This is a genomic window from Candidatus Arthromitus sp. SFB-mouse-NL, assembly GCF_000709435.1.
Classification (GTDB): Bacteria; Bacillota; Clostridia; order Clostridiales; family Clostridiaceae; genus Dwaynesavagella.
Window position 1 is genome coordinate 686,418 of sequence record NZ_CP008713.1, and the last position, 25,666, is coordinate 712,083.

Consider the following 25,666-nt stretch of genomic DNA (forward strand, 5'->3'; position numbering starts at 1 on the left):
TTATCTCCTTTTTAGATTTTATTATATTATTTGATTAGAATGTTATTAGATAGTCATAACATAATTCTACATTTTTTATAAATTTAATATAGACAATAAAAATAATTTTATATTAAAATGTACATAGAACGATTAAATTTTGGCATTCTGATTGAAAAACATAATGATTCTTTACGTTTTTTAATGTAATTTTTAATAAATAGCTCTTATAGCCGTTTATTTTAAATATAAACCATTATACAAAAAGGAGATAAATTATGAAAAAGCATGTTACACGTATACTAACTTCTGGTTTTTTGGCATTATCACTTTTAACTGGTTGCATTGGTTCACCTTCAACTGATGGCTCAAATACTTCATTAAATTCTGATACAACAACAAATACTATAAATATTGATAAGTTAAATATAGCTTTTGTTCCTTCGAAGGACCCGGATCAAATTATTACAGCAACAGAGCCTTTGAAAGATATGTTAAAAAATGAGTTGAATAATCAAGGATATTCAATTGGAGAAGTTAATATTTCAGTTGGGACAAACTATGAAGCTGTAGGAGAGGCTTTGGTATCTGGTACTGTCGATATTGGATTTATTCCAGGTGCTACATATGTATTATACGATGATGGTGCTGAAGTGTTATTAACAGCTACAAGGGATGCAGTAAGTCATAGTTCTGAAAATGCAATAGATTGGAATCAATCGCCTACAGAATACATACCACAACAAGCTACTTCATATAGATCACTTATTATTGCTGGACCTTCTGCAAAAGGGAAGGAACTTAGTCAAAAAGTAAATAATGGACAAGAGTTAACATGGGAAGATTTAAATAGTGCAAAATGGGCTGTAATGAGTCCAGCATCATCTGCAGGATATATTTATCCAACTTTATTATTAAATGATAAGTATGGTAAATCTGTAGCAGATTTAGAAAATAAGGTTCAATCTGATTCTTATGGAAGTTCCATTGCTAGATTAGCAGCTGAACAAGTAGATGTTGTAACAGTTTTTGCTGATGCAAGAATTGATTATGTTGAAAATTGGATAAATGATTATGGACGTACAGGACAAATTTGGGATGAAACAAATGTTATAGGTGTGTCTGATCCAATTTATAATGATACGATAAGTGCAAGTAAAAATTCTCCTATTATGACACCTGAATTCAAAAATGCATTTGCGACAGCTATGATAAATATAGCAAATACTGAAGAAGGTAAAAAGGTAATCTCAGTTTATAGTCACAAAGGGTATGAACGTGCTCAATCTGCCGATTATGATAATGAAAGAAGAGTTCAGGAGATTATTCGTGAACTAAGATCTCAATAATTTTGAAAGTTATGGCGGGGACGAGTCCCTGCCTTTTTTATAAATAAAATAAATGAGAGGATTAATTAATGATAGAGTTTAAAAACGTTTCAAAAGTATATCCAAATGGCACTAAGGGACTTGATAATGTTAACTTAAAGATAAATCGAGGAGAATTTGTTGCAATTATCGGTTTATCTGGTGCGGGTAAGTCGACTTTAATAAGGACAATAAACAGAATGATTGATATTACAGATGGAAATTTAATTGTAAATGGCAAAAATGTTAAGGAATTAAAAGGAAAGCAACTTAGAGAATTTAGGAGAAAAATTGGTATGATTTTCCAATCTTTTAATCTTGTAACTCGCACAAGTGTAATAAAAAATGTTTTAACTGCAAAAGTACCAGATATCCCATTTATAAGATCAATCTTTGGGATATTTACGAAAGAGGAAAAAATACAAGCATTAGAGGCCTTGGATAAGATGGGAATTGTTGACAAAGCATTTATAAGAGCAGATCAACTTTCAGGAGGACAGCAACAGAGGGTTGCATTATCAAGGACTCTAGCACAAAATCCTGAAATTATCTTAGCTGATGAACCTGTTGCGGCTTTAGACCCTATTACAGCAAGAAAAGTTATGGAAGATTTTAAGAAAATAAATAGAGAAATGAACATTTCAATTTTGATAAATATTCATCATGTTGAACTTGCCCTTAATTATGCAGATAGGATTGTTGGGATTAAAGATGGAAAAATAGTTTATGATGGCTCTTCATCTGAAGTTACGGAAGAAATATTAGAAACTATTTACAAGGGTAAGGTGGAGGTGGTTGCGTGAATATCTATGATAAGATATTTAGACCACGAGTTATAGAATTTGGAAATGGAAAGCAAGTTGAAGAAAAAAGATCGAGAATGCCACTTATAATTTTGATTTTTATTATTGCCATTATAGTGTCTGTAAAAATTACAGGATTTAACTTTACCACATTAATTCAACGTGGAAAAAATTTTTTTAGTATCATAGGACAAATGTTTCCGCCAAATATTGATTACATAAATAAGATTTTGAAACCACTTTTTGATACAGTGAAGATGTCTCTTTTGGGATCTGTAATAGGATCTCTGGCTGTTATACCGTTTTCTATAGTGTCATCAAGTAACATAATAAAAAGCAAATTTGTTGTGTCATTTATGAGATTTTTACTTAGTATAGTGAGAACGCTCCCTACTCTTGTTATCGCACTTATTGCTACATATGTTTTTGGGCTTGGAACTTTTGCGGGTACTGTTGCGATTTCTATATTTACTTTTGGATATGTTGGAAAGAAACTTTATGAGCAAATAGAAACGGTTGATATGGGAGCTTATGAAGCGATTCAAGCTTTAGGTGCGAGTAAATCAAGAGCATTTTTAAGTGCAATTATACCACAAGTTTTACCATCGTATATCGCCACAAGTTTATTTTGTTTTGAAGGTAATGTTAGACATGCAGCTATATTAGGTTATGTTGGTGCTGGAGGAATAGGATTAATTCTTAATGAGAATCTTAGTTGGAGAGAGTATGGAAATGTTGGGATGGTACTTATATCTTTATTTATGGTTGTAATCTTGATTGAATTGTTGAGCCATTATCTCAGAAAGAAATTAACTTAGGAGGTAATATTTATGAGTGAGATGGTTTTAAGACAATACGAAAAAGAACCTCGTAACTTTATTTGGAAAATAATTACTGCTTTAATTTGTGTTTTCCTTATTGTATGGTCAAGCAGTACAGTTAGTTTAGAAGGAATATCACAAAATGGTCTTCAGATAGCTAAAAATATTTTTCTTGGAATATTTGCTCCAGATACAGAACTTCTTTTTGATTTTGTAGGTGGTGTTCCATACCTTTTACTTGAAACAATGTGTATTGCATTTCTTGGTACACTTGTTGGTTCAGTTCTAGCAATCCCAATTTCATTTATTTCTGCTACAAATATTGTTCCTAAGCCAATAAGTGTTGTTGGAAGATTTATAATTATGTCAATTCGTACAGTTCCATCAATTGTGTATGCATTAATGTTTATAAGAGTAACGGGACCAGGTGCATTTGCAGGACTTCTTACTATGTCTTTGGCATCTATTGGAATGATTTCAAAAATGTATATTGAGTCAATAGAAGATTTAGATACTAAAATTTTAGAATCGTTAGATGCTTGTGGATGTAATTTTTTTCAGAAGATTCGTTATGGAATACTTCCTCAACTTTTTCCAGATTTTATTTCGACAGTTATATATCGTTTTGATATGAATTTGAGAGATGCTAGTATATTAGGGATAGTTGGAGCAGGAGGAATTGGTGCACCATTAATATTTTCAATGAATTCTTATAGGTGGAATGAAGTTGGGGCGATTATAATAGGACTTATAGTTCTTGTGCTTATTATAGAATTTATTTCAACTAAGATAAGAGTGAAGCTAGCTAGGGGGTAAATATGAACAAGAATTTAAGAATAATTTTCACATCTGATATCCACGGATATTTTTTTAACACCGATTATATGGACAGAGAAGTCAAGCATCAAGGATTATTACATTTAGCAACAAGATATAATAAGGATGATGAAACTCTAATTATTGATGGGGGAGATATACTTCAAGGCTCCCCATTTACATATTTTAGTCAGATGCAAAAGTCTCCTGATAAAATCGCACGAATTATGAATGAAGTAGGGTACGATTTTGTTACTATTGGTAACCATGATTTTAATTATGGCTATGAATATTTTAAAAAATATTTGGAGCATTTAGATGCTGAATGTGTTTGTGAGAATTGTCTTGATGAGAAAGGTAACTCATTATATCCACATAAAATAATTACAATGAAAAATGGACTTAGGGTTGGAATTGTTGGATGTGTAACTGAGTTTGTGAAATTTTGGGAGAGTCCTCAAAATTTAAGTGGAATATTAATCGGGAATATTATTGAAAATTTAAAGAAAGCTTATGATCAAATGAAAGATAAAGTTGATGTAAGTGTATGCGTTTATCATGGCGGATTTGAATGTGACATTGATACTGGGAAAATAGTTGAAACGAGTGGGGAAAATGTTGGTACAAAAATTTGTGATGAGTTAGATTTTGATGTACTTTTAACAGGTCACCAGCATATTGGAATTAAAGGTAGGTATTTAAAAAACACTTATGTTGTGCAAAATTTATTTAATGCTATGAGTTTTCATGAGATAAAGATATCAAGAGAAAATAATGAAAATATTATTGAGTCTGATATGATACTTGCAAAAGATATACCGCTTTCCGATAAAAAAGTTCCATTCTATGAAGAAAATGAGAGAATTCAAAATCTTATAGATAATTTTGTTGGCGAGATAGATGAGGAGTTACTTCCTGATACTCATTTAAACATGGCACTTAATGGAAGTAAGCTTGCTGACTTTATAAATAAAGTTCAAATAGAATATACTGGAGCAGATATTTCTTCAACGAGTTTTGCTAATAGAATTTCAGGTCTTCCAAGAAAGGTTAGAATGAGAGATCTTTTATTGACGTATCCATTTCCAAATACTTTAGTTCTTTTAGAAATAAATGGTAAAAATTTAAAGAAAGCTCTTGAAAGAAGTGCCGAATACTTTGACATGAAAGATGGAGAAATTATTATTTCTGAAAGATTTTTGAAACCAAAGATTGAACATTATAATTATGATTATTTTATGGGTGTGGATTATAAAATCGATTATGAAGGGGATCTTGGGAATAGAGTTTATGATGTTAAAGTAAATGGAAAAGAAGTATTTGATGATGACACTTTTACAATTTGTTTAAATAGCTATAGAGCAAAAGGAACAGGCGGATATTCAATGTATAATGATTGTAAAGTAATAAAAAAATATGATGAAGAAATATTTGAAATATTAGTAGATTATGTTAAAAATTTTTAAAGATATATTGAAATTAAATAAATTATATTATACAATACACTTGGGAGCTTAGAGAGTCACACAAAAAATTTTTTTGTGTGACCTTTTTTGTTTTTAAATATTTTAGTTAAGTTATTGTTTATATCAGGTGATTATAGTTGATTAATTAGCAAATACTTAAAAAAAACTTTAAATATTTATGAAAATCTAAAATTTTCGAAGGAAATAGCATGGAAATTTACTAATTAGATTAATACATCTTGATTAGTAAGTTTATAAAGTGTAATATATACTTGTCTAATATGTAAAAGGAGGCGTACGGTGATGATAGGTTCTTTAGGAAGTAAACTTAAGTTTAACAATGGAATTGAAATTCCTGCATTTGGTTTAGGTGTATATAAGGTTCCAGATAATGAATGTATAAATCTTGTCAAAGGTGCAATCAAGAATGGATATCGTCTGATTGATACAGCTTCATTTTATGATAATGAGGTGGGTACAGGTAAAGGTGTTCATGAAGGAATTAAAGAAGTAGGTTTAAAAAGAGAAGATATTTTTGTTACTACGAAAGTTTGGAATGCTGGACTTTCTTATGAACAAACTATGGATTCTTTTAATCAAAGTATGAACAAGCTTAAACTTGATTACTTGGATTTATACTTAATACACTGGCCAGGTAATCCATATTCTTTTCAGGAACCATGGAGAGCTTTGGAAGATTTATATTTTCAAGGCAAAGTTAAATCTATAGGTGTTTGTAATTTTAATGAAGAACATTTTGAAAATCTTATGACATTCGCCAAGGTTAAACCAGTGCTGAATCAAATTGAAATTCATCCAAAATTAACTCAAGAAGCTTTAAGAAAATATTGTAAAGATCATGATATATTAGTTCAAGCATGGTCACCTCTTATGAGAGGTCAGGTATTTACAGATGATGTGATTGTAGAACTTTCAGAAAAGTATAGAAAAACTCCGGCACAAATAATTCTTCGTTGGCATTTACAACAAGATATTCTAGTTATATTTAAGTCTTCTAATATGGAAAGGATTATAAGTAATGCTGATATTTTTGACTTTAAAATCAGTCCCGAGGATATTAATAAAATATCATCATTGAATGAAGATTTAAGAACAGGACCTGATCCTAAAGTTTTCAACTTTGTAAAATAGGAGATTAGTGATTTAACAGGAGGATATTCTTATGAAGAGGCTAGGAATCTCCATTTACCCCGAAAAAACTTCGAAAGAGGAATTGCTGGAATATATTGATAGAGCATCTTATGCTGGATTTTCGAGAATATTTTCTTGTTTACTTTCTGTGGTAGATGATAAAGAGAAGATAAAAAAAGATTTTACGTATATAAATGAGTTTGCAAAGTCTAAGGGTTTTGAAATTATCGTGGATGTAGCTCCAAGTGTTTTTTCTAAATTAGGAATTACATATAATGATTTGAAATTTTTCAAAGAAATTCAAGCGGATGGTTTTAGATTGGATGAGGGGTTTACAGGAAACGAAGAGGCGTTAATGACCTTTAATGAGTATAATTTAAAAGTTGAAATAAATGCAAGTATTAATGTTCATACTATAGATACAATTATGGATTATTATCCTAACAAATATAATTTGTATGGATGTCATAATTTTTATCCTCACGCTTACTCGGGTTTGGCTCTTGATTATTTCGATGAATGCACAGATAGATTTAAAAGATACGGATTAAGAACGGCTGCTTTTGTTACGAGTCAGAATCAAAATACATTTGGACCATGGCCTGTTACTCAAGGATTGGTTACCCTTGAGATGCATAGAAATTTATCATTACTGACACAGGTTAAACATTATTTATCTATGGGAAATATTGATGACATCATAATATCCAACTGTTATCCATCGGATGATGAATTAGAGCAATTTAAGGATTTAGACCTTAGGTTCGTGACTTTTGATGTGACTGTGGAAGATGGGGTGCCTGAACTTCAACGTAGAGTTATGTTTGAAGAATTGCACATTAACAGAGGGGATGTTAATTCTAACATGATCCGATCAACTCAGCCTCGGATTAAATATAAAGGAAATAAATTTGAATTATTTAATGTCCCAGAGATAATTAAACGTGGAGATATTGTAATAGAAAGTAGTGAATATGGTCATTATGCAGGAGAGTTGCAAATTGCAAAAAAAGATATGAAGAATACAGGATTTTCAAATGTTGTTGGGAAAATAACAGAAGAAGAATTATTCATATTAGATTATTTGAAGCCTTGGCAGAAATTTAAATTAAAAATTAGTGGTTGATAAATGATTGTATAAAATAGGTTTGTAAAATAATGTGTATGTCTAATGTATAGATTAGCTATTAAAAAATTATTAGAGAAAGTATATTAAGATAAAAAAGGTTAGACTAAGGTTATAAGAGATTATAGAATGATAAATTCAAACTAAAAAATTAATTCTAATGAGGGAGAAAGCCTAAGATTTAAATCTTAGGCTTTCTTTATTTTATTATTCATGTTTTTTGTTAACATTCCAAGTATCAAAGCTCCAATAATTGATCCAATAAGTATTGATACTAAATACATTATCCAATTTTCAACAATTGGAAATACAAATATTCCTCCATGTGGTGCTCTAAGCGTGCAATTAAAGATCATTGATAAAGCTCCAGTAATTGCAGATCCTATAACACAAGATGGTATAACTTTAAGTGGATTAGCTGCAGCAAAAGGAATTGCTCCCTCTGTGATAAAGGATAATCCCATTATATAATTAACTTTTCCTGCATTGACTTCTTCTTTAGTGAAATTATTTTTAAATAAAGTTGTGGCAATAGCTATTACTAGAGGAGGAACCATTCCGCCAGCCATAACTGCAGCCATTACATAGAAGTTTCCAGATTCAATTGATGCAATACCAAATACGTATGCAGCTTTATTAATAGGGCCTCCCATATCTATTGCCATCATGGCTGCAACTATAGTTCCCAATAAGATTTTTGAGTTAGTTCCTAAATTTGATAAAAATGTAATAAGTGAATTATTTAGAAATGTAATTGGTGGATTAAATACAAATGTCATTATAATGCTTATTAATAACGTTCCAAACAGTGGGTACAGGAGTACTGGCTTGATTCCTTCGAGTGATTTTGGTAAAAATGAAAAGATTTTTCTAAGTGCAATAACTAAGTATCCAGCAAGGAATCCGGCAATTAGTGCTCCTAAAAATCCAGCACCGCTAGTTTTTGCTAAAATTCCTCCAACAAAACCAACAACCATAGCAGGCCTGTCAGCAATACCTACAGCAATAAATCCAGCAAGTACTGGCAATAAAAATTCAAATGCTATGTCACCAGTTGTTTTAAGAAATTTTGATAGAGGAGTATTTGATCCAAAATTTTCAGGATTTATTTCGTAATTATCGAATAAGAATGCGAGTGCAATTAAAATCCCACCAGCAACAACAAATGGTAGCATATGAGATACGCCATTCATTAAACTCTTGTAAATTTTACGTCCTGCATTTTCTTCAAAGCTTTCATCATTTCTATTATTTATTCCAGAATTATAAGTTGGAGCATCTCCAGAAATGGCACGTCTAATTAATTCTTCTGGCTTATGTATTCCATCTGCAACTTTAGTTTGAATAACTTTCTTACCATTGAATCTTTCCATTTCAATTTTCTTATCTGCTGCTACTATTATTGCATTACAATTGTCAATTTCATCTCTTTTTAATGCATTTTTGATTCCAGAAGAACCATTTGTTTCAACTTTGATACTAACACCCATTTCACGAGCTTTATTTATTAAAGATTCGGCTGCCATAAAAGTATGAGCTATTCCTGTTGGACACGCTGTAACAGCAAGCACTTTTGGAAAGGGTGAATCTTGGTTAGATGTATCATTTTCTTCAGCCCCAAATTTTTCGTTTTCCTTTTTGTCTATAAGAGATATAAAATCTCCAGGAGATTTTGCACTAATTAGAGATTTGCGAAAATTTTCATCCATTAGTAGAGTAGATAGTCTTGCAAGTACATCTAAATGGATATTGTTAGCTCCTTCTGGAGCACCAATCATAAAGAATAATTGGGCATCAGAACCATCTAGGGATTCATAATTGATCCCATTTTTACTAACACCAGCAGAAAGACAAGCATTTTTGACAGCTGATGTTTTAGCATGAGGTATTGCAATACCTTCTCCTATTCCTGTTGTGCCTTGATTTTCACGTTTTAAAATTTCTTCTTTATATAATTTTTTATCAGATATATTTCCACTCTTTTCGATTAGATCTACCAGTTCATTAATCACATCTAGTTTATTTTTTGAACTTAAATTTAAACTTATTGAATTTAAATCTAATAAGTCAATAATTTTCATAAATTATTACCCCCAATTGTTATAATTTTTTGATTTGTATTTGGTTTACTAAAAGATTAATTAGGGATATTTTGCCCAAATTATCTGAAAATGCAGTGGCACTTCCACTAGCAGCTCCAAGTTTTAAAGCCTGAGTATAATCGTTTGTTTTTAAATATCCAGCAATGAATCCAGCAACCATTGAATCTCCAGATCCTACTGAATTTTTCAAAACACCATTAGGTATGTTGCTTAAATAGATTTCATTAAATTCATTTATTAAAATTGCTCCATCTTTTCCCATTGATATAAGAACGTTTATAGCTCCCATTTTTTTAAGTTTTTTTCCGCACTCAATTAAATCTTCAATAGTAGGATCAGATAAATTAAATATTTCCATTACTTCATGATTGTTTGGTTTTATCAAAAAGGGTTTATACTTAAGTACGTTAAGTAACAAATTCTTTCTAGCATCAACAATCACTTTTATGTTTTTGGATTTAATTCTCTCTATGATATCTTCATAGAAGTTGTCTGATAGTGAATTTGGGATACTACCTGACAATACAATGATATCACTATCACTAATTGCATCAATTTTACTATTCAAAAGTTGAACATGAGAGTCTGATATTCTAGGTCCCAAACCGTTAATTTCAGTTTCAGTTTCTCCGATTTTCATTTTGATATTGATACGTGAAAAGTTATTTTCAACGCTTATAAAGTCAGTTAAGATATTGTCATTATTAAGAGATTCTTCAACAAATTTTCCTGTAAAACCACTAATGAAACCTAATGTCTTACTTTTAATGCCGTGTTCGCTTAGAATTTTTGATACGTTTATTCCTTTTCCTCCAATGTAGACATCATTAGAATTTACTACGTTTATGCAATTTTCATTTAATTTTTCTAAATTTATTACGTAGTCAATAGAAGGATTTAGTGTAACAGTGTAAATCATTTTATTTAAAATGCCTCCTTTAGATATTTTTTTATTTATTGATAAACTTATACACTTATCGATTATAGTAGTAAATTTAAATAAAATAAATATATAAAGTAGTTAATTTTGTATTTTTAATCTCAAGAGTTGTTATGATTATGATATAATTAATTTAAAAAGTTTTTAAGATTAGGAGATAATAATTTAAGAAAAATTATGGGTGGTTATAGAAGTAAATCAAGGGAATTACTTTTGCAAATTATATTTTGTTTAAATTTTAATAAGGTTAATCAGGGATATAAAGAATTTATAAATGATTTTGAGAAAGAATTTAAAGAAAATGATTCTGATATCGAAATGAGGTTCCTAAATAAAGATTATTGTTTGAATGTTTTGAATGGAATAAATATTCATAAAGATGAAATTGATGATCTTATACAGAAAAATTTGAAGCGCTGGAAAATAAATAGAATATCAAAAGTAGATTTATCGATTCTTAGATTAGCTGTTTACGAAATGTGTTTTGATGAATTGCCTCCGAATATTGCAATAAATGAGGCGTTAAATCTTACCAAAAAATATAGTATAGATAGATCTAAGGGGTATATTAATGGGGTTTTGGATTCCATTAAAAGATTTAGAGAGGGCAATTTAAATGAAACTTAAAAAATTTACTGTCTCATCTCTAACAAATTACATAAAAGTTAGTCTTGAAAGTGATATTCTTCTTTCAAACATAAATGTAAGTGGCGAAGTTTCAAATTTTAAAAAGCATTCTAACGGGAACATATATTTTTCTCTTAAAGACGATGCATGTAAGATTAATTGTGTGATATTTACAAAATATATGGATGAAATGGATATTGTTGATTTTAAAGATGGAGAAAAGATTGATGTTTTAGGAAAGATATCTGTGTACAGTAAAGAGGGATCGTATCAAATAATCTGTTATATAGTAGAGAAGCAAGGCGTTGGGGATTTACATAAAGAATTTGAAAAATTAAAGGATAAACTTAGGGAGAAGGGATACTTCGATGAATCAAATAAGAAACAAATCCCTTCTTTTTCATTTAATATAGGAGTTATTACTTCAAAGACTGGAGCAGTAATACAAGATATTTTAAATGTGGCGAAGAGAAAGAACCCTTTTGTTAACATAAAAATTTTTGATTCCCTCGTGCAGGGTATAGATGCATACAAAGATATAATACAAGGCATTAGGTATTTTAATATAGAAAATAATGTCGATGTGATAATAATCGCAAGAGGTGGAGGATCCATTGAAGATCTTTGGACTTTTAATAATGAAATTTTAGCTGAAGAAATTTATAAATCAAAAATACCAATAGTGAGTGGTGTTGGTCATGAAACAGATTTTACTATTTGCGATTTCGTTAGTGATTTGAGGGCATCTACGCCTACGGCATCTGCAGACATATGTATACCTGATATGGATTCTATTTTGTTTTTGATTGATAGTGCTAGAGATAGTTTAAATAAAAACATGGATAGAGTAATCAGTAATTTTAAAAATAGAGTTTATGAATATAAAATGTATATAAGTTCCTATTCGCCTAAGAAAATTTTAAATGAAAAATCAATTAAAATTAATAATGTAGCACTATATTTAAATGGGAAAATGAAGGATTTGATTTTTGAATTTAAAGATCGATTTAATGAATTAAGATTAAAACTTGAAAAAAATGATATAAATCAAATACTTGATAAAGGATTTGTTTTGGTTTGTGATGAGGATTTAAATATAATAAAAGATCCTAAAAAGATGAATAGAGAGAGTGATATTTCACTCATGTTTAAAAATGAAACTATAAGAGGGAAATTTATTAAAAAGGAGGTTTAGATGATTGAATAATATGACATTTGAACAGAAGATGGGATTACTTGATAAAATTGTAAAGGAACTTGATAAAGGTAATTTATCCATAGAAAAGATTTTTGAGAAATATAAAGATGGAATTGAATTATGCAATGAACTTAATGGTTTTATAAAGGAATTAGAAGGTAAGGTTGAGTATATAGAATCATCCTTAAAGGGAGATTAATATTATGAAGTTTGATTATTTAAAACAAGAAGTTGATTATGAAATAAATAATTTGTTTTCAAATAAAGAGGGTTTAAATAAGATAATCTATGAATCTATGTCTTATAGTTTATCAATCGGGGGTAAGAGGGTTAGACCTATTTTATTTTTATATACATATTTGCTTTTTAAGGATAATTATAAGGATCTTATTCCATTTGCGTGTTATATAGAAATGATTCATACATATTCACTAATACATGATGATTTGCCAAGTATGGATAATGATATGTTAAGGAGAGGTAATTTAACTAATCATGTGAAATTTAGTGAGTCCATTGCGTTATTATCTGGTGATGGTCTCTTGACTGAAGCTTTAAAAAATATGATTGAGTTTTCTATAAGGTATGGAATGAAGGCATTGTATGCAACTTTTGTAGTTGCTAAAAGTATTGATTGTGATGGAATGATTGGCGGACAAGTAGTAGATATTATAACAAAGAATAAAGAACTTAATGAATATACCCTAAAGTATATAAACAGAAATAAGACAGGAGCACTCATAAAGGCTTCTGTGTTATCTGCAGCTTATTTTGGTGATGCTAGAGATGAAGAAATTGTAAAATTATCCGAGTACGCTCATTATATAGGTTTAACTTTTCAAATAATTGATGACATTTTAGATAAGACAAGCGATACTCAGACTCTTGGTAAAACTTCTAATATTGATAATCGAAATAAGAAGTTTACATACGTTGATTTGTATGGAATTGATGAGTGTAAAAAGATTTGTGAGGAGAATACGAATAAAGCTATAAATATACTTAATTCTTTAGATAAAGATGTATCTAATTTAATTGATTTTACAAAATATATGTTGAATAGGAAGTTTTAATTATTTATGGGTGAGAAAAAGAGATTAGATATTATCTTAGTTGAGAGAGGATTTTTTGACTCAAGGCAAGTATCTAGGACAAACATAATGTGTGGTAATGTTGTTGTTGATGGTATTAAAATAACTAAGGCTGGAGAAAAAGTTGATTGTGACTTGAATATTGAAATACTTAAGCAAAAAGAAACAACTTATGTTAGTAGAGCAGGAGCGAAGTTAAAAAAGGCAATTGATGTATTTGGAATTAATTTAAGTGATAAAATATGTTTTGATATTGGTGCATCGACTGGTGGATTTACTGATTGTATGCTCCGTGAAGGTGCTTTTAAGGTTTTTGCTATTGATGTTGGGTATGGACAATTTGATTACAAACTTAGAACAGACGAGAGAGTTGTAGTGTTTGAAAGGATGAATGTTCGTTATGCAGATTCGGAAAATTTTCCAAATAAAGGGGATTTTGCATCAATTGATGTTTCATTTATTTCTTTAGAGAAAATATTAAATAAGGTTCGAAGTTTTTTAAAAGATAATGCACATATTGTTGCATTAATAAAGCCGCAGTTTGAAGCTGGAAAAGGGAAAGTGAATAAAAAAGGAATAGTTAAAGATAAGGAAGTACATTTTGAGGTTATAGATAAAATTGTAAAGTTTGTTAGAGAAAACAATTTTGGAGTACTTGATTTAACATATTCACCCATAAAAGGTGGACATGGGAATATTGAATTTCTTGTATATCTAGGTGTTAAGAATGCACATAGTAATACTGTGGTTGATAATGAATTTATTGAACGAGTTATAAATGAGGCACATATAGAGCAAAACTATAATTAAGGAGAAATCTAAGATGATATTTGGTATATCAGTTAATACCTCTAAAAACAATTATGACAAGATTGTTAGTATGATAGAATTTGTACTGAAAGAGAAAATCGATAATTGTGAGGTTAGAATATTTTTAGATGGAGCTAACCTAGAGAATGAAAAACATGAACTTTCATTTTTGTTTATAGTTGGTGGTGATGGAACAATTCTTAGGGTTGTGAAAATTATAGATGCCTATGATCTCCCTCTAATTGGAGTTAATTATGGAACTTTAGGATTTATGGCAAGTATCGAGTTGAATGATATTGAAAGGGCAGTCGATCAGATAACGAATAATGAATATTACATAGAAAAGAGATTGATGATAGAAACTTGTGTAGATGGATCTTATGATAAGGGATATATGGCTTTAAATGATATAGTTATAACTAAATTGCCGCTATCAAGGTTATTAAAATTTAATATATTTATTGATGATAAATATTATGCTTCTTTTTATGGTGATGGAATGATAATTTCAACTCCTACAGGCTCAACGGCATACTCTTTATCTGCTGGGGGGCCAATAGTTTCTCCAGATATTGAATCAATCATTATAACTCCAATATGTCCACATTCGCTGAATGCTAAAAGCTTAGTGATTAGTCCACGAAGTATTATAAATTTAGAAATTGATGGAGCAGATGATAATTTATATGTGATTATAGATGGACAAAATCAAGAGATGAAGATAGAAAATAAAATTCTTAAAATACAAAAATGTAAGAAATATTGTTCACTTGTTAGATTTAATTTTTATGATTATTATAGTGTTTTACGCGAGAAACTGATTAATAGGATTTAAACTTTAGGGAGATTTGGGAAATGATAAAAAATAAACGCCATGAGAAGATAATAGATATTATAACAAATAAAGATATTGAAACTCAGGAAGAATTGGCAGATGAACTAAGAAGTGCGGGGTTTGATGTAACTCAGGCAACAGTATCTAGAGACATAAAGTTATTGAAACTTATAAAAATTTCTACAAATTCTGGGTCTTATAAATATGGAATTTTAAATAATCAAGAATTTAGTGAAGTTACTAAAGTTGAAAGATATAAAAACATAATAGCTAGTAGTATTTTATCGATGGAACAAATCGATAAAACTTTAGTAATACGTACACTTCCAGGAGCAGCTTCAGTTGTTGGTGAAGTTATAGATTCATTAAATATAGAAGATATTGCAGGGAATGTAGCGGGCGATAATACTATTTTTGTTATGGTTAGAAATGAAAATTCTATAGCTAGTATACAGGAAAAAATAAATTACCTTATAAAGAATTAGGTGAATTTTAATGTTAAATAAAATGAGGATAGAAAAGTTTGCTTTAATAGATAATATGGATTTGGAATTTAAAAATGGATTTACAGTAATTTCCGGAGAAACGGGATCAGGGAAATCTATTTTAATCGATGCCATATGTTTTATACTTGGATTTAAATTTAGCAAAAGCATCGTTAGAAATGGGGAAGACAAAACGTCTGTTGAAGCAATTTTTGATATATATCATGAAAAAATAAATGAAATTCTTAATGAAAATGGCATTGAAATAGAAGATTATCTATTTATAAGGCGTGAAGGCTATGTAAATGGAAAGAGTATCGTTAGAATAAATGGTCATGTTGTAACAAATAATACCTTAAAATTAATCTCTAAATATTTGATGGATATACATACACAGCATCAAAATTATGAGTTGTTAAATAACGCTAAGCATATTAATTATTTAGATAAATATATAGGTAAGAAAATTGATTTTAAAAATTATTTGGACGTATTTAGAGAATGGAATGAGATAAGATATAAAATAAATGAGATTAAAAATAATGATCTTAATGATAGTTATATAGAATATGTGAAGTTTCAAATAAATGAGCTTACTTCTGCAAAACTTATTATAGGTGAGGACTATGAATTAGAAGAAAAGATAAAGTTGCTTAATAATAGTGAAAAAATTAGCAAGACTCTTAATTTTTCATTAGACTCGTTGATTTATAGAGAGCAGTTTGCTATAAATAGTGAGTTGATTAATATTATAAAGTCTATTAGAATGATTGATTTGAAAGATCTTAATGAAATTTCAAATAAATTGGAAGGAATTTACTATGATTTAGAAAGTATAAGTGAAGATATAAAAGCGATATGTGATAAAACTCATTTTGATGTAAATGAATTTGATAGTATAAATGCGAGAATATATAAAATAAATGCTTTGAAGAAGAAATTTAACAAAATGAATGTTGAAGAGCTAGTTAAGTATAATGAGGAATTACAATTATATTTGGATAATGTTTTAAATCAAGAGAGGGTTCTTAAAGATTATGAAAAAATCGAGTATGAAAAGCGTAAGCAACTTAAAATAGAGGCAGATAAAATAACAGAAATACGTAAAAAGTATGCAAAAATGATTGAAAATGAAATAGTTAATGAATTAAATTACATGGGAATGGAAAATATAATTTTTAAGATTAATATTGAAAAAGATAAAGATTTTACACAAACTGGAAATGATAACGTTAACTTTTTTATTTCTACAAATAAAGGTGAACCCTTAAAAGATTTATCAAAAGTTGTATCTGGCGGTGAATTATCTAGAATAATGCTAGCCTTAAAAATTGTATTTTTAGGAAATGAACCTATTTCTGGGATAATTTTTGATGAGATTGATACTGGAGTTAGTGGTAAGATAGCTCAGAAGGTCGGAGAAAAAATGTATTCATTATCTAAGAGATGTCAAGTTTTTTGTATAACTCATCTTGCTCAAATTGCAAGCTTATCTGATAATCACTATGTTGTTTCAAAAAAGATAGAAAATGATAAGACATATTCTCATATAAAAATGATAGGTGATGAAGAAAAGGTAAGTGAGATTGCTAAGATGATTGGTGGAGAGAGTATTACTGAAGGAGCATTTATTAGTGCTAAGGAACTTATTGGCAATAAAAAATTATTAGAATAAAATATGCCCAAAATGAAACAATAAATCGTGAGTGTATATGCTCATGATTTTTTTTGTCTATATAGTTAATGTAAAAGGAGGAATGAGTATGCGAATAAAAAAGTTTTTAAAGATTTTCGCAGTATTTACTCCTATATTAGTATTATTTTTGTATATTTCCTCTGTTTTAGTTAGTATACCAGAGGTTGTATTTTTGAGAGATGGAAATAATTTAAAATCTAATAAAGGGATAATAAATTATACACTAGATAAGATTTACGATAATATTGCAGAGTATAATGCTGAATTTTTGGGTTTTAAAATTCGAACAGTTGAGGTTATGGCAATTTCTAAAGAAGTTGAACTTTATCCTGGAGGTCATATTGTTGGAATTAAATTAAGAACTAATGGTCCACTTATTGTTGGATTTTCTGATATAGAGAATGATTTGCAAAAACCTTATAGTCCATCAAAAGATGGTGGACTTAATGTAGGAGATATAATTTTATCTATAAATGATATTGAGATTAATTCATCTGAACTTTTATCAGAAACATTGAATAGTTTGGATGCTGATGAATTGGATATTAAAGTAGAGCGAGATGAAAAAATTATTGTAAAGAAGATACATCCAATTAAAAGTGTTGATGGTAAGAATAAAATAGGACTTTGGGTTAGAGATTCAACAGCTGGGATTGGGACAGTAACATTTATTGATCCTGTTACTGGTATTTACGGAGCGTTAGGCCATCCTATAACAGATGTTGATACAGGGGATATAATTAAAATTAGTAAAGGTAATATTGTTAGTTCTTCGATTGTCAATGTTAAGCGTGGAGAGAAAGGAAATCCTGGAGAACTTAAGGGAGTTTTTATAAATGATGATATAAATTTAGGAAGTGTTGAGCAGAATACGAAGTTTGGTATATTTGGAAAATATAGTTTAGAGAATATTTATACTGAAAAGTTAAAGATAGCCTTAAAAGATGAAATTCAGGAAGGACCAGCTCAAATAATTTCGACAGTTGATAATGGAGAACCAAAGTTATATGATGTTGTTATTGAAAAATTGCTTCAACAGGATAATCCAAGTTCTAAGAGTATGATAATTAAGGTAGTAGATGAAGATTTACTTAAAAAGACAGGAGGAATTGTACAAGGAATGAGTGGAAGTCCTATAATACAAAATAATAAAATAGTGGGCGCAGTAACTCATGTATTAGTTAATAAACCAGATACTGGTTATGGGATATATATAGAATGGATGCTTAAAGAAAGTAAAATTTTTGATTAGAAACTACATTAATTTAATTAATGTAGTTTTTTGTTTAGATAAAAAAAGATAAAAATAAAAGGAAATGTATTTTCTTTGTCGAACAAGTTTAGGGAAGGTTATAATGAGGCGAATTTTAGAAGGGGCGAAAAAACATTGGAAAATAAGAAAATAAGAATTTTGATTGCTGATGATAATGATGAGTTTTGTATAATTTTAAAAGATTATTTGAATAATGAAGGTAATTTTGATGTTGTTGGGGTAGCTAAGAATGGGATTGAAGCATTGAAGCTCATATCTGAAAGCAAACCTGATCTACTTATACTTGATATAATAATGCCGCATTTGGATGGATTAGGTGTATTAGAAAAATTAAGTTTAAATAAGGATTCAGAGTTAGCTCCTAAAATTATTGTATTGTCAGCTGTTGGACAAGATAAGATAACACAGAATGCTATTAAGTTGGGTGTAGATTACTATGTTTTAAAGCCTTTTGATATGGATATTTTTATCAGAAGAATAAAAGAAATGTTTAGTATTACATTAGATCAAAAGTATTTTGTCCAAAAACCAGAAAATATGATTAATTCTAATAATGGTGATTCGACTAATTCTTTTAAGCAATCGGAACCTGTTGATTTAGAGAGTGAAATTACGAGTATAATACATGAAATTGGAGTCCCAGCACATATTAAAGGATATTTTTATTTAAGAGAAGCGATTTCGATGGTTGTTAATGATATAGAATTATTATCTGCAGTTACAAAAGAGTTATATCCTTCTATTGCTAGAAAGTATAATACGACATCAAGTAGAGTTGAGAGGGCTATACGTCATGCTATTGAAGTTGCATGGAGTAGAGGACAAGTAGAAAGTATAAATAAAATATTTGGATATACTATACATAATGAGAAGGGGAAACCAACAAATTCTGAATTTATTGCGATGGTAGCAGATCGCTTAAGACTTAAAAATAAAGTTGGATAAAAATAAAAGCAAGAGTTTTAAACTCTTGCTTTTAAAATTATTTTCTGATTCTTTGTATCTTAGTTATACTTTTAGGTTGAGGTTGGTTAACAGGAATTAAGTCTTGTTTGTTTGAAAGATTTCTTATATTTAATATCTTTAAATTTTCATGGTTTTTCTTGTCCCTTAGAGCTTGAATTATAACTAAATGTCCTTGGTTGATATTCATGAAGTGAGGTTTTTTAAACCAACGTTTCTTTTTGTAAATGCATTTTATAATATTTCTGCTATTCTGTGGCTTTATAACAACTATAGCTGTTAATATGTAGAATATCCATAGATATTTTTTGATGTTAACTTTTACTGAAAGTATATTTCCTTGAGATTGAGTTAATCTATCACCATATTTTTTGAAATATGATTTTGTATAATATTCTGTTAGTTTATCTCTAAAACCCATGTACAAACTCCTTTTTCCACAAACTATATATCTATATATAGTATTATTTTATTTTTTGTAATTCAATATTTTTTTAATAAATAATATGTAATTTTTAATTTATGATAGAATTGTACTATAATTTAAATTAAAGGAGTTTTTAATATGTTTAGTAAGTATTTTGATCACACTATATTGAGTGCTAATTTAACTAAGAATGAAATTATTAAATTATGTAATGAAGCAAAAGAATATAATTTTGCTTCAGTATGCGTGAATCCTTGTTATGTAAAACTCTGTTATGAACAACTTAGAAATACAGATGTTAATATTTGTACGGTTGTTGGTTTTCCCTTAGGAAGTATGACTACAGAATCTAAATTATTTGAAACAAAAGAAGCATTGAAGAATGGTGCTTCTGAAATAGATATGGTTATAAATATTGGAAAACTAAAAGATAAGGAATATGATTATGTTAAGAATGAAATTAAGCTTCTTAAGGACGCTTGTGGAAATAAAGTTTTGAAAGTTATAATAGAAACTTGTCTTTTAACTGACGAAGAAAAAATAATGGCTTGTAAATTATCAAAAGAGGCTGGAGCTGATTTTGTTAAAACATCTACAGGAATGTCTAAAGCTGGAGCTACTAAAGAAGATATAGAATTAATGAGAAAGGCAGTTGGTAACGAGTTAGGGATTAAAGCATCTGGAGGGGTTAGAGATCTTGAAACTGTAAATTGTATGATAGAGGCTGGTGCTACGAGAATAGGATCTTCTTCAACAGTTAAAATTATTAAAGATTATATCGAATTAAATAAATAGAATGATTTATAATACTTAATAATATAATTCTGGAAATAAATTTTATAATTTATGCCAGAATTTATTTTCATAACTTGGACTATTTTAAATGGGGGCATATCTTTGGGTGTTATAAATTAAAAGAGAGGGGGAACTAAATATGAAAAAAGGAGAAATTAACATTATAACAAAATTGGATGATCAAGATTATAAAGATATAATAAATGAATCCTTAAAGGAGACACTTTAGTAAAATTATATTTAATTGAGTATTATTTTCAAATTATGTAATAGTATTATTTTGTAAGACATTTTTATTTAAGGTGGTTTAAGATTGCAAGAATTTAAGTATATTTATTCAGATTTTCAGATTGAAGAATATATGTTAACATTTTTAAGAAGTGTCATTTCGACTGAATGGGATGGAGATAAAAAAGAAGTTGTTTTTTTGGGGGATTCTATAATTAGAGATTATGATTTAGATAGATTTTTTCCAAAAATAAAAACAAAGTTATTTAATTGTGGTGTATCAGGTATAACAACGCAAGGTTTGCATAATATTATAAAGCAAGGCGTGATTCGTCATAAACCGAGTACTATTGTTATTCTTGTTGGAACAAATGATATGAGTGAAGAAAATAGTAAAAGGGATAACGAAATAATTGATAATATCGCCAAATTAATAATCGATTTAAAAATTATATTAAATGGAGTTAATATAGTTTTTATATCTATTTTGCCATGTGATGAGGATAGATATGGTAAAAATTCTATAGCTGGTGGTGGGCGTACCAATGAGCGTATAGAAAAATTAAATAGTGTGTTTAAAGAATTTGAGAAGTACTATAAAGATTATATCTTTGTAGATGCATTTAAGGAATTATCTGATGATAATGGTAATTTAATTAAACAGTATACTCATGATGGATTGCATCTTAATGTTGATGGATATGAAAAATTAACGAAAGAACTTAATCCGATTATTGAAAAATTGATAAAGAAGTAACCCGATTATTTTAATTTATTTACAATTATTTAGGGGTGAATCAAATGAAAAATAACAGAAAAAAAACACTTATATCAATTATAACAGTTGCAATTTTGTTAATTTTTACGATCAGTATTTTTTTAGGATTGTTTATGAATTTTTAGTTTTTATATAATATTACAGAGAGATAATTTATGAATTATCTCTCTTTTTTTATGTTGGAGTCAAAAACTTTTTGGTGCTACTTAGAGGTTACATATTATAATATCCTTGAAAGAATTTTGTTTTTATGAGATAGTTTAAGTGAATATCTCATGTTTATTAAAATTTAATTATTAGAGGGGATTTAAATTTATTATGATTCTTAAATCAATAGAGATAAGGGGATTTAAATCTTTTGCAGACTCAACTGAACTTATATTTAAACAAGGTATAACATCTGTGGTAGGACCGAATGGAAGTGGTAAGAGTAATATAGCAGATGCGATAAGATGGTGTTTAGGGGAACAAAGTGTAAAAAGTCTCAGGGGTGGGAAGATGGAAGATGTTATTTTTTCCGGAACTCAATATAGGAAACAATTATCTTTGGCACAGGTGTCATTAATTATAGATAATTCGGAAAGGGAACTTCCAATAGATTATAGTACTGTTATAATATCTAGAAAATTATATAGATCTGGAGAGAGTGAATATTTAATAAATAATAAACCGTGTAAATTGAAAGATATAAATGGGTTATTTTTTGATACAGGTATCGGTAAGGAAGGGTATTCTTTAATTGGACAAGGAAAGATAGATGTTATATTAAATGGAAATTCTAATGATAGAAGAGCTATAATTGAGGAGGCAATAGGTATAACTAAATATAAATTTAAGAAGGAAGAAGCATATAATAAAATTAATCATGCCAATGAAAATATTGTTAGGATTAATGATATGCTTTTTACATATGAAGAATATTTGGAACCATTAAAAATTGAGAGTGAAAAAGCTAGAAAATTTATAGATTTATCAAATGAACTTAAAGATTTGGAAATTTTAATTTTGTATAATAATTTATATGATATTCATGAAGAAATACAGAGTATAAAAAGGGATATAAGTTACCATAATTTGAAATTAAGTGAATTAAGTAGCGAAAAAAGAATTATGGAAAATAAGAGGTATTCATTTGAAAAAGAATTTGAAAATCTGAAAATAATAGAGAAGAAAGATAAGAAGAAATATTATAAGATTAAGGATATTATACATAAAAATACAAATATTGTAAATCTTAAAAATAATGACATAAGTATACTTATTAATTCAAATAAGATATATGAGAAGCAGATTTATGAAAATAAATCTAAAATAGATAATATAATCCTTAGAGAAAATATAATTAATAAAACAAGAGATGAATTGGAGAATGAATTTAATAGTATTCTATGTAATCTAGAGGAAAATAAAAAATTAAGCACGGATAATAGTATGACATTACATAATTTAGAAAATAAGATTAATACTATTCTACTAGAAAAGAATAAAATTGTTAATATCAATAACAATATACAAAATAAAATTGAATTTATAAGAATGAGTTTTTCTAATATAGATAATGATAAGAAGGCATATTTAGATGAAAAACAGTTGATAGAAGATAGAATTAAAAAAATTGATAAAGATATAGAACATATAGAACATATTTTATATGATTTACATATTCGTGAAAGTGAAGTTAAAGTTTTATCTGAAAATTTATTAAATAGTATTGAAAAAGAAAACAAAAAAATAGAGATAGTTGATAGTCAATTGAATGATTTAAATAAGGATGTAATAATAAGGCAGGCAAATCTTGATGCATTAAGAGGGCTTGATAGTATTTATGATGGATTTAATAAATCTAGTAAAACTTTAATGAATGAAATTAATTCTGGTTCATTAATTAGATTCAAAGATAGATGTTTTATTATAGGAAATATTTTAGATACGGAAGAGAAATATACATCTGCTATTGAGACGGTTATTGGAGGACATATTTCTGACATAGTGATTGATGATTATGTTTTCGTAAATGATCTTATAAATCATCTTAAAGAGAATAATCTTGGGCGTGTTACATTTCATCCTTTAAATAGTGTTAGTAAATATAATATAAAATTTAATAATGAAGTTAAGTTGTATAAAGGATTTATAAATTTTGCCATAAATTTAGTTAAGTATGATTCAAAATTTAGTAATATTATTAGTAATATCTTAGGAAATACAATTATTTGCGATAATATTGATAATGCATTAAATATTGCTAAGAGTATAAATTTCTCTAATAGAATAGTTACTTTGGATTCCCAAATTATAAATTCTGGAGGATCTATTACAGGTGGATCAAGTTATTTTAAGAAATTTAATATACTTGGTAGACAACGGAAAATTTCAGTTGAGGAAGATGATATTAATAAGAAATTATTATATATATCTGAATTGAAAACTAAGTTAAGTAATTATCATGATGTAAAAAATAATATACAGAGTGAGTTTGATATAAATAATAATTTATTAAAGGATATTACTATAGATATATTTAAGAAAAATGAAGAGTTAAAGAGATATATTGACTTAAGATCAAGAGATCTTAAAGAACTAGATAAGAAGAATATTGTATTGAATAATCTAGATGATATTTATAGTTCAAATGATGAGGAAATTAATAAGTTGAATTATGAATTGAATTTAAATAATGAGAAGTTTAGCGTTTTAGAAAATGATGAGAAAAATATAAGGATAGAATGTGAAAATTATAAGAAGATAATTGAAGGTAGGGAAAATGAAATTACAAATTATAAAATTAGGAAAGCAAAAATTGAAGAAAATATTTCAAATATTTATGATGAAAGCAAGAGAATTGCATTAGAAAAGAAAGATCTAATTTGTGCTAACGTTAAGATTAACGATAATATAAATTTAAATAATGTTAATATAGTGAAAATTGAAGATAGTATACAAATTTTTAATAAGAGAATAGATAATTTAAACCAGAAATTTAATGAATATAATTTTGATTCCTATATATTAGATCAAAATAGGATACAACAAGATATAAAAAAATTAAATGGGGATATTAATGAACTGGATTTAAGTATACATAAAATCGAACATGATATTAATGTTTTAAATATTAAAAATACTAAAAAAGAAGTGGAATTTAACATAAATAATGATAACTTATTTGACAAATATTCTATCAATTTTGATACAAATGATGCAGAAAAGTACATAATAGATTCGAATGAACTTAGTAAGTATAGTATAAAAATGAAAAAGATAACTAGTGATATAAGTGATTTAGGGAATATAAATATTAAATCTATTGAGGAATATGAAGCACTTAATGATAAAGTAAACTTTATCACTAGACAGAAGGAAGATTTAGAAAAGAGTAAAATGGAGCTTGAGGGTTTTATTAAAAATATAACATCAGAAATGCGGAATATGTTTAATCAAAGTTTTAAGCTCATAAATGAAAATTTTAATTTTACATTTAAAGAATTATTTAAGGGTGGAAGTGCACAACTTTTATTAGGAGATGGGGATGAATTAGAAAGTGATATTGAAATAATCGTGCAACCACCAGGTAAGAAACTTCAAAATATTAATTTATTGTCGGGTGGTGAAAAAGGACTTTCTGCAATATCTCTTTTATTTGCGATTTTAAAGTTAAAACCTGTTCCATTTTGTGTTTTAGACGAAATTGAGGCTGCACTTGATGATAATAATGTTATTAAGTTTTCTACATTTTTAAAACAATATTCTTCTAACGTACAATTTATAGTTATAACTCATAGGAAGCCTACAATGGAGGCAAGTGATGTTATCTATGGTGTTACTATGGAAGAAAAGGGTGTATCTAAGGTGGTATCGATTAATTTAGCCAATTATAATACATAGAAG

Annotated in this window: 23 protein-coding genes; 20 read left to right on the forward strand and 3 right to left on the reverse strand. The window is 28.1% G+C overall.

Going from position 1 to position 25,666, the window contains the following annotated elements; all coding sequences use genetic code 11:
• The first annotated feature begins 257 nt into the window (after positions 1 to 257).
• The 7 genes from SFBMNL_RS03330 (at position 258) to SFBMNL_RS03360 (ending at position 7,530) form a co-directional block, all read left to right on the forward strand.
• Positions 258 to 1,328, forward strand: a complete 1,071-nt coding sequence (locus SFBMNL_RS03330) for a phosphate/phosphite/phosphonate ABC transporter substrate-binding protein (protein WP_005806485.1) — start codon at positions 258 to 260, stop codon at positions 1,326 to 1,328.
• Positions 1,329 to 1,396: 68 nt separating this feature from the next.
• A complete protein-coding gene (phnC, locus tag SFBMNL_RS03335) occupies positions 1,397 to 2,149 on the forward strand; it encodes a phosphonate ABC transporter ATP-binding protein (protein WP_042294536.1) in 753 nt (250 codons plus the stop codon).
• On the forward strand, positions 2,146 to 2,967 hold the full coding sequence (gene phnE, locus SFBMNL_RS03340; protein WP_042294537.1) for a phosphonate ABC transporter, permease protein PhnE: 822 nt from the start codon (positions 2,146 to 2,148) through the stop codon (positions 2,965 to 2,967). The genes phnC and phnE (SFBMNL_RS03340) overlap by 4 nt, the downstream gene beginning before the upstream one ends.
• A gap of 12 nt (positions 2,968 to 2,979) precedes the next feature.
• Positions 2,980 to 3,786 carry a phosphonate ABC transporter, permease protein PhnE gene (gene phnE / locus SFBMNL_RS03345; protein ID WP_007439751.1) on the forward strand — a complete coding sequence of 269 codons (807 nt, stop codon included), beginning with the start codon at positions 2,980 to 2,982 and terminating at the stop codon, positions 3,784 to 3,786.
• A 2-nt stretch (positions 3,787 to 3,788) separates the two neighbouring features.
• Positions 3,789 to 5,252, forward strand: a complete 1,464-nt coding sequence (locus tag SFBMNL_RS03350) for a bifunctional metallophosphatase/5'-nucleotidase (RefSeq protein ID WP_005806481.1) — start codon at positions 3,789 to 3,791, stop codon at positions 5,250 to 5,252.
• 303 nt (positions 5,253 to 5,555) lie between these two features.
• The gene (locus SFBMNL_RS03355) at positions 5,556 to 6,404 is read left to right on the forward strand and encodes an aldo/keto reductase (protein ID WP_005806479.1); all 849 of its coding nucleotides are present in this window, start codon (positions 5,556 to 5,558) and stop codon (positions 6,402 to 6,404) included.
• A gap of 31 nt (positions 6,405 to 6,435) precedes the next feature.
• On the forward strand, positions 6,436 to 7,530 hold the full coding sequence (locus SFBMNL_RS03360; RefSeq protein ID WP_014017904.1) for a DUF871 domain-containing protein: 1,095 nt from the start codon (positions 6,436 to 6,438) through the stop codon (positions 7,528 to 7,530).
• Between the two features lie 188 nt (positions 7,531 to 7,718).
• Here SFBMNL_RS03360 and SFBMNL_RS03365 read toward each other — a convergent pair whose 3' ends face one another.
• Both SFBMNL_RS03365 and pfkB read right to left on the reverse strand, forming a co-directional pair.
• Complete coding sequence (locus SFBMNL_RS03365; protein ID WP_005806477.1) at positions 7,719 to 9,611, reverse strand: PTS fructose transporter subunit IIABC; 1,893 nt, start codon at positions 9,609 to 9,611, stop codon at positions 7,719 to 7,721.
• Positions 9,612 to 9,630: 19 nt separating this feature from the next.
• On the reverse strand, positions 9,631 to 10,551 hold the full coding sequence (pfkB, locus tag SFBMNL_RS03370; protein ID WP_005806475.1) for a 1-phosphofructokinase: 921 nt from the start codon (positions 10,549 to 10,551) through the stop codon (positions 9,631 to 9,633).
• A gap of 198 nt (positions 10,552 to 10,749) precedes the next feature.
• Here pfkB and nusB point away from each other — a divergent pair, with 198 nt between their 5' ends.
• From nusB to spo0A, 10 genes are all read left to right on the forward strand, one after another.
• The gene (nusB, locus tag SFBMNL_RS03375) at positions 10,750 to 11,199 is read left to right on the forward strand and encodes a transcription antitermination factor NusB (RefSeq protein ID WP_005806474.1); all 450 of its coding nucleotides are present in this window, start codon (positions 10,750 to 10,752) and stop codon (positions 11,197 to 11,199) included.
• Positions 11,189 to 12,394 (forward strand): exodeoxyribonuclease VII large subunit, encoded by a 1,206-nt coding sequence (gene xseA / locus SFBMNL_RS03380; RefSeq protein WP_042294540.1) that lies wholly within the window; start codon positions 11,189 to 11,191, stop codon positions 12,392 to 12,394. Before nusB ends, xseA begins: the two co-directional genes overlap by 11 nt.
• A gap of 13 nt (positions 12,395 to 12,407) precedes the next feature.
• Positions 12,408 to 12,596, forward strand: coding sequence for an exodeoxyribonuclease VII small subunit (xseB, locus tag SFBMNL_RS03385; RefSeq protein ID WP_005806470.1), 189 nt, complete (start codon positions 12,408 to 12,410; stop codon positions 12,594 to 12,596).
• A gap of 4 nt (positions 12,597 to 12,600) precedes the next feature.
• Complete coding sequence (locus SFBMNL_RS03390) at positions 12,601 to 13,470, forward strand: polyprenyl synthetase family protein (protein ID WP_005806469.1); 870 nt, start codon at positions 12,601 to 12,603, stop codon at positions 13,468 to 13,470.
• A 6-nt stretch (positions 13,471 to 13,476) separates the two neighbouring features.
• The gene (locus SFBMNL_RS03395) at positions 13,477 to 14,298 is read left to right on the forward strand and encodes a TlyA family RNA methyltransferase (RefSeq protein WP_005806467.1); all 822 of its coding nucleotides are present in this window, start codon (positions 13,477 to 13,479) and stop codon (positions 14,296 to 14,298) included.
• A 13-nt stretch (positions 14,299 to 14,311) separates the two neighbouring features.
• Positions 14,312 to 15,133: an NAD(+)/NADH kinase gene (locus SFBMNL_RS03400; RefSeq protein ID WP_005806465.1), complete on the forward strand. Its 822-nt coding sequence runs from the start codon at positions 14,312 to 14,314 to the stop codon at positions 15,131 to 15,133.
• Between the two features lie 23 nt (positions 15,134 to 15,156).
• Positions 15,157 to 15,618, forward strand: coding sequence for an arginine repressor (locus tag SFBMNL_RS03405; protein WP_040054093.1), 462 nt, complete (start codon positions 15,157 to 15,159; stop codon positions 15,616 to 15,618).
• 10 nt (positions 15,619 to 15,628) lie between these two features.
• Positions 15,629 to 17,293 (forward strand): DNA repair protein RecN, encoded by a 1,665-nt coding sequence (gene recN / locus SFBMNL_RS03410; protein WP_042294541.1) that lies wholly within the window; start codon positions 15,629 to 15,631, stop codon positions 17,291 to 17,293.
• A gap of 88 nt (positions 17,294 to 17,381) precedes the next feature.
• The gene (gene spoIVB, locus SFBMNL_RS03415; RefSeq protein ID WP_007440729.1) at positions 17,382 to 18,566 is read left to right on the forward strand and encodes a SpoIVB peptidase; all 1,185 of its coding nucleotides are present in this window, start codon (positions 17,382 to 17,384) and stop codon (positions 18,564 to 18,566) included.
• A gap of 135 nt (positions 18,567 to 18,701) precedes the next feature.
• Positions 18,702 to 19,532 (forward strand): sporulation transcription factor Spo0A, encoded by an 831-nt coding sequence (gene spo0A / locus SFBMNL_RS03420; RefSeq protein WP_014017905.1) that lies wholly within the window; start codon positions 18,702 to 18,704, stop codon positions 19,530 to 19,532.
• A 37-nt stretch (positions 19,533 to 19,569) separates the two neighbouring features.
• Here the strand turns inward: spo0A and SFBMNL_RS03425 are convergent, their stop codons facing one another.
• Positions 19,570 to 19,971, reverse strand: coding sequence for a hypothetical protein (locus tag SFBMNL_RS03425; protein ID WP_005806455.1), 402 nt, complete (start codon positions 19,969 to 19,971; stop codon positions 19,570 to 19,572).
• A 144-nt stretch (positions 19,972 to 20,115) separates the two neighbouring features.
• On the opposite strand from SFBMNL_RS03425, the gene deoC reads away from it, so the two are divergent.
• From deoC to smc, 3 genes are all read left to right on the forward strand, one after another.
• Entirely contained in the window at positions 20,116 to 20,772 is a 657-nt protein-coding gene (gene deoC / locus SFBMNL_RS03430) for a deoxyribose-phosphate aldolase (protein WP_005806452.1), read from the forward strand.
• A gap of 313 nt (positions 20,773 to 21,085) precedes the next feature.
• Positions 21,086 to 21,757 carry an SGNH/GDSL hydrolase family protein gene (locus SFBMNL_RS03435; RefSeq protein ID WP_005806447.1) on the forward strand — a complete coding sequence of 224 codons (672 nt, stop codon included), beginning with the start codon at positions 21,086 to 21,088 and terminating at the stop codon, positions 21,755 to 21,757.
• A gap of 339 nt (positions 21,758 to 22,096) precedes the next feature.
• The gene (gene smc, locus SFBMNL_RS03440; protein ID WP_042294543.1) at positions 22,097 to 25,663 is read left to right on the forward strand and encodes a chromosome segregation protein SMC; all 3,567 of its coding nucleotides are present in this window, start codon (positions 22,097 to 22,099) and stop codon (positions 25,661 to 25,663) included.
• Positions 25,664 to 25,666: the final 3 nt, after the last annotated feature.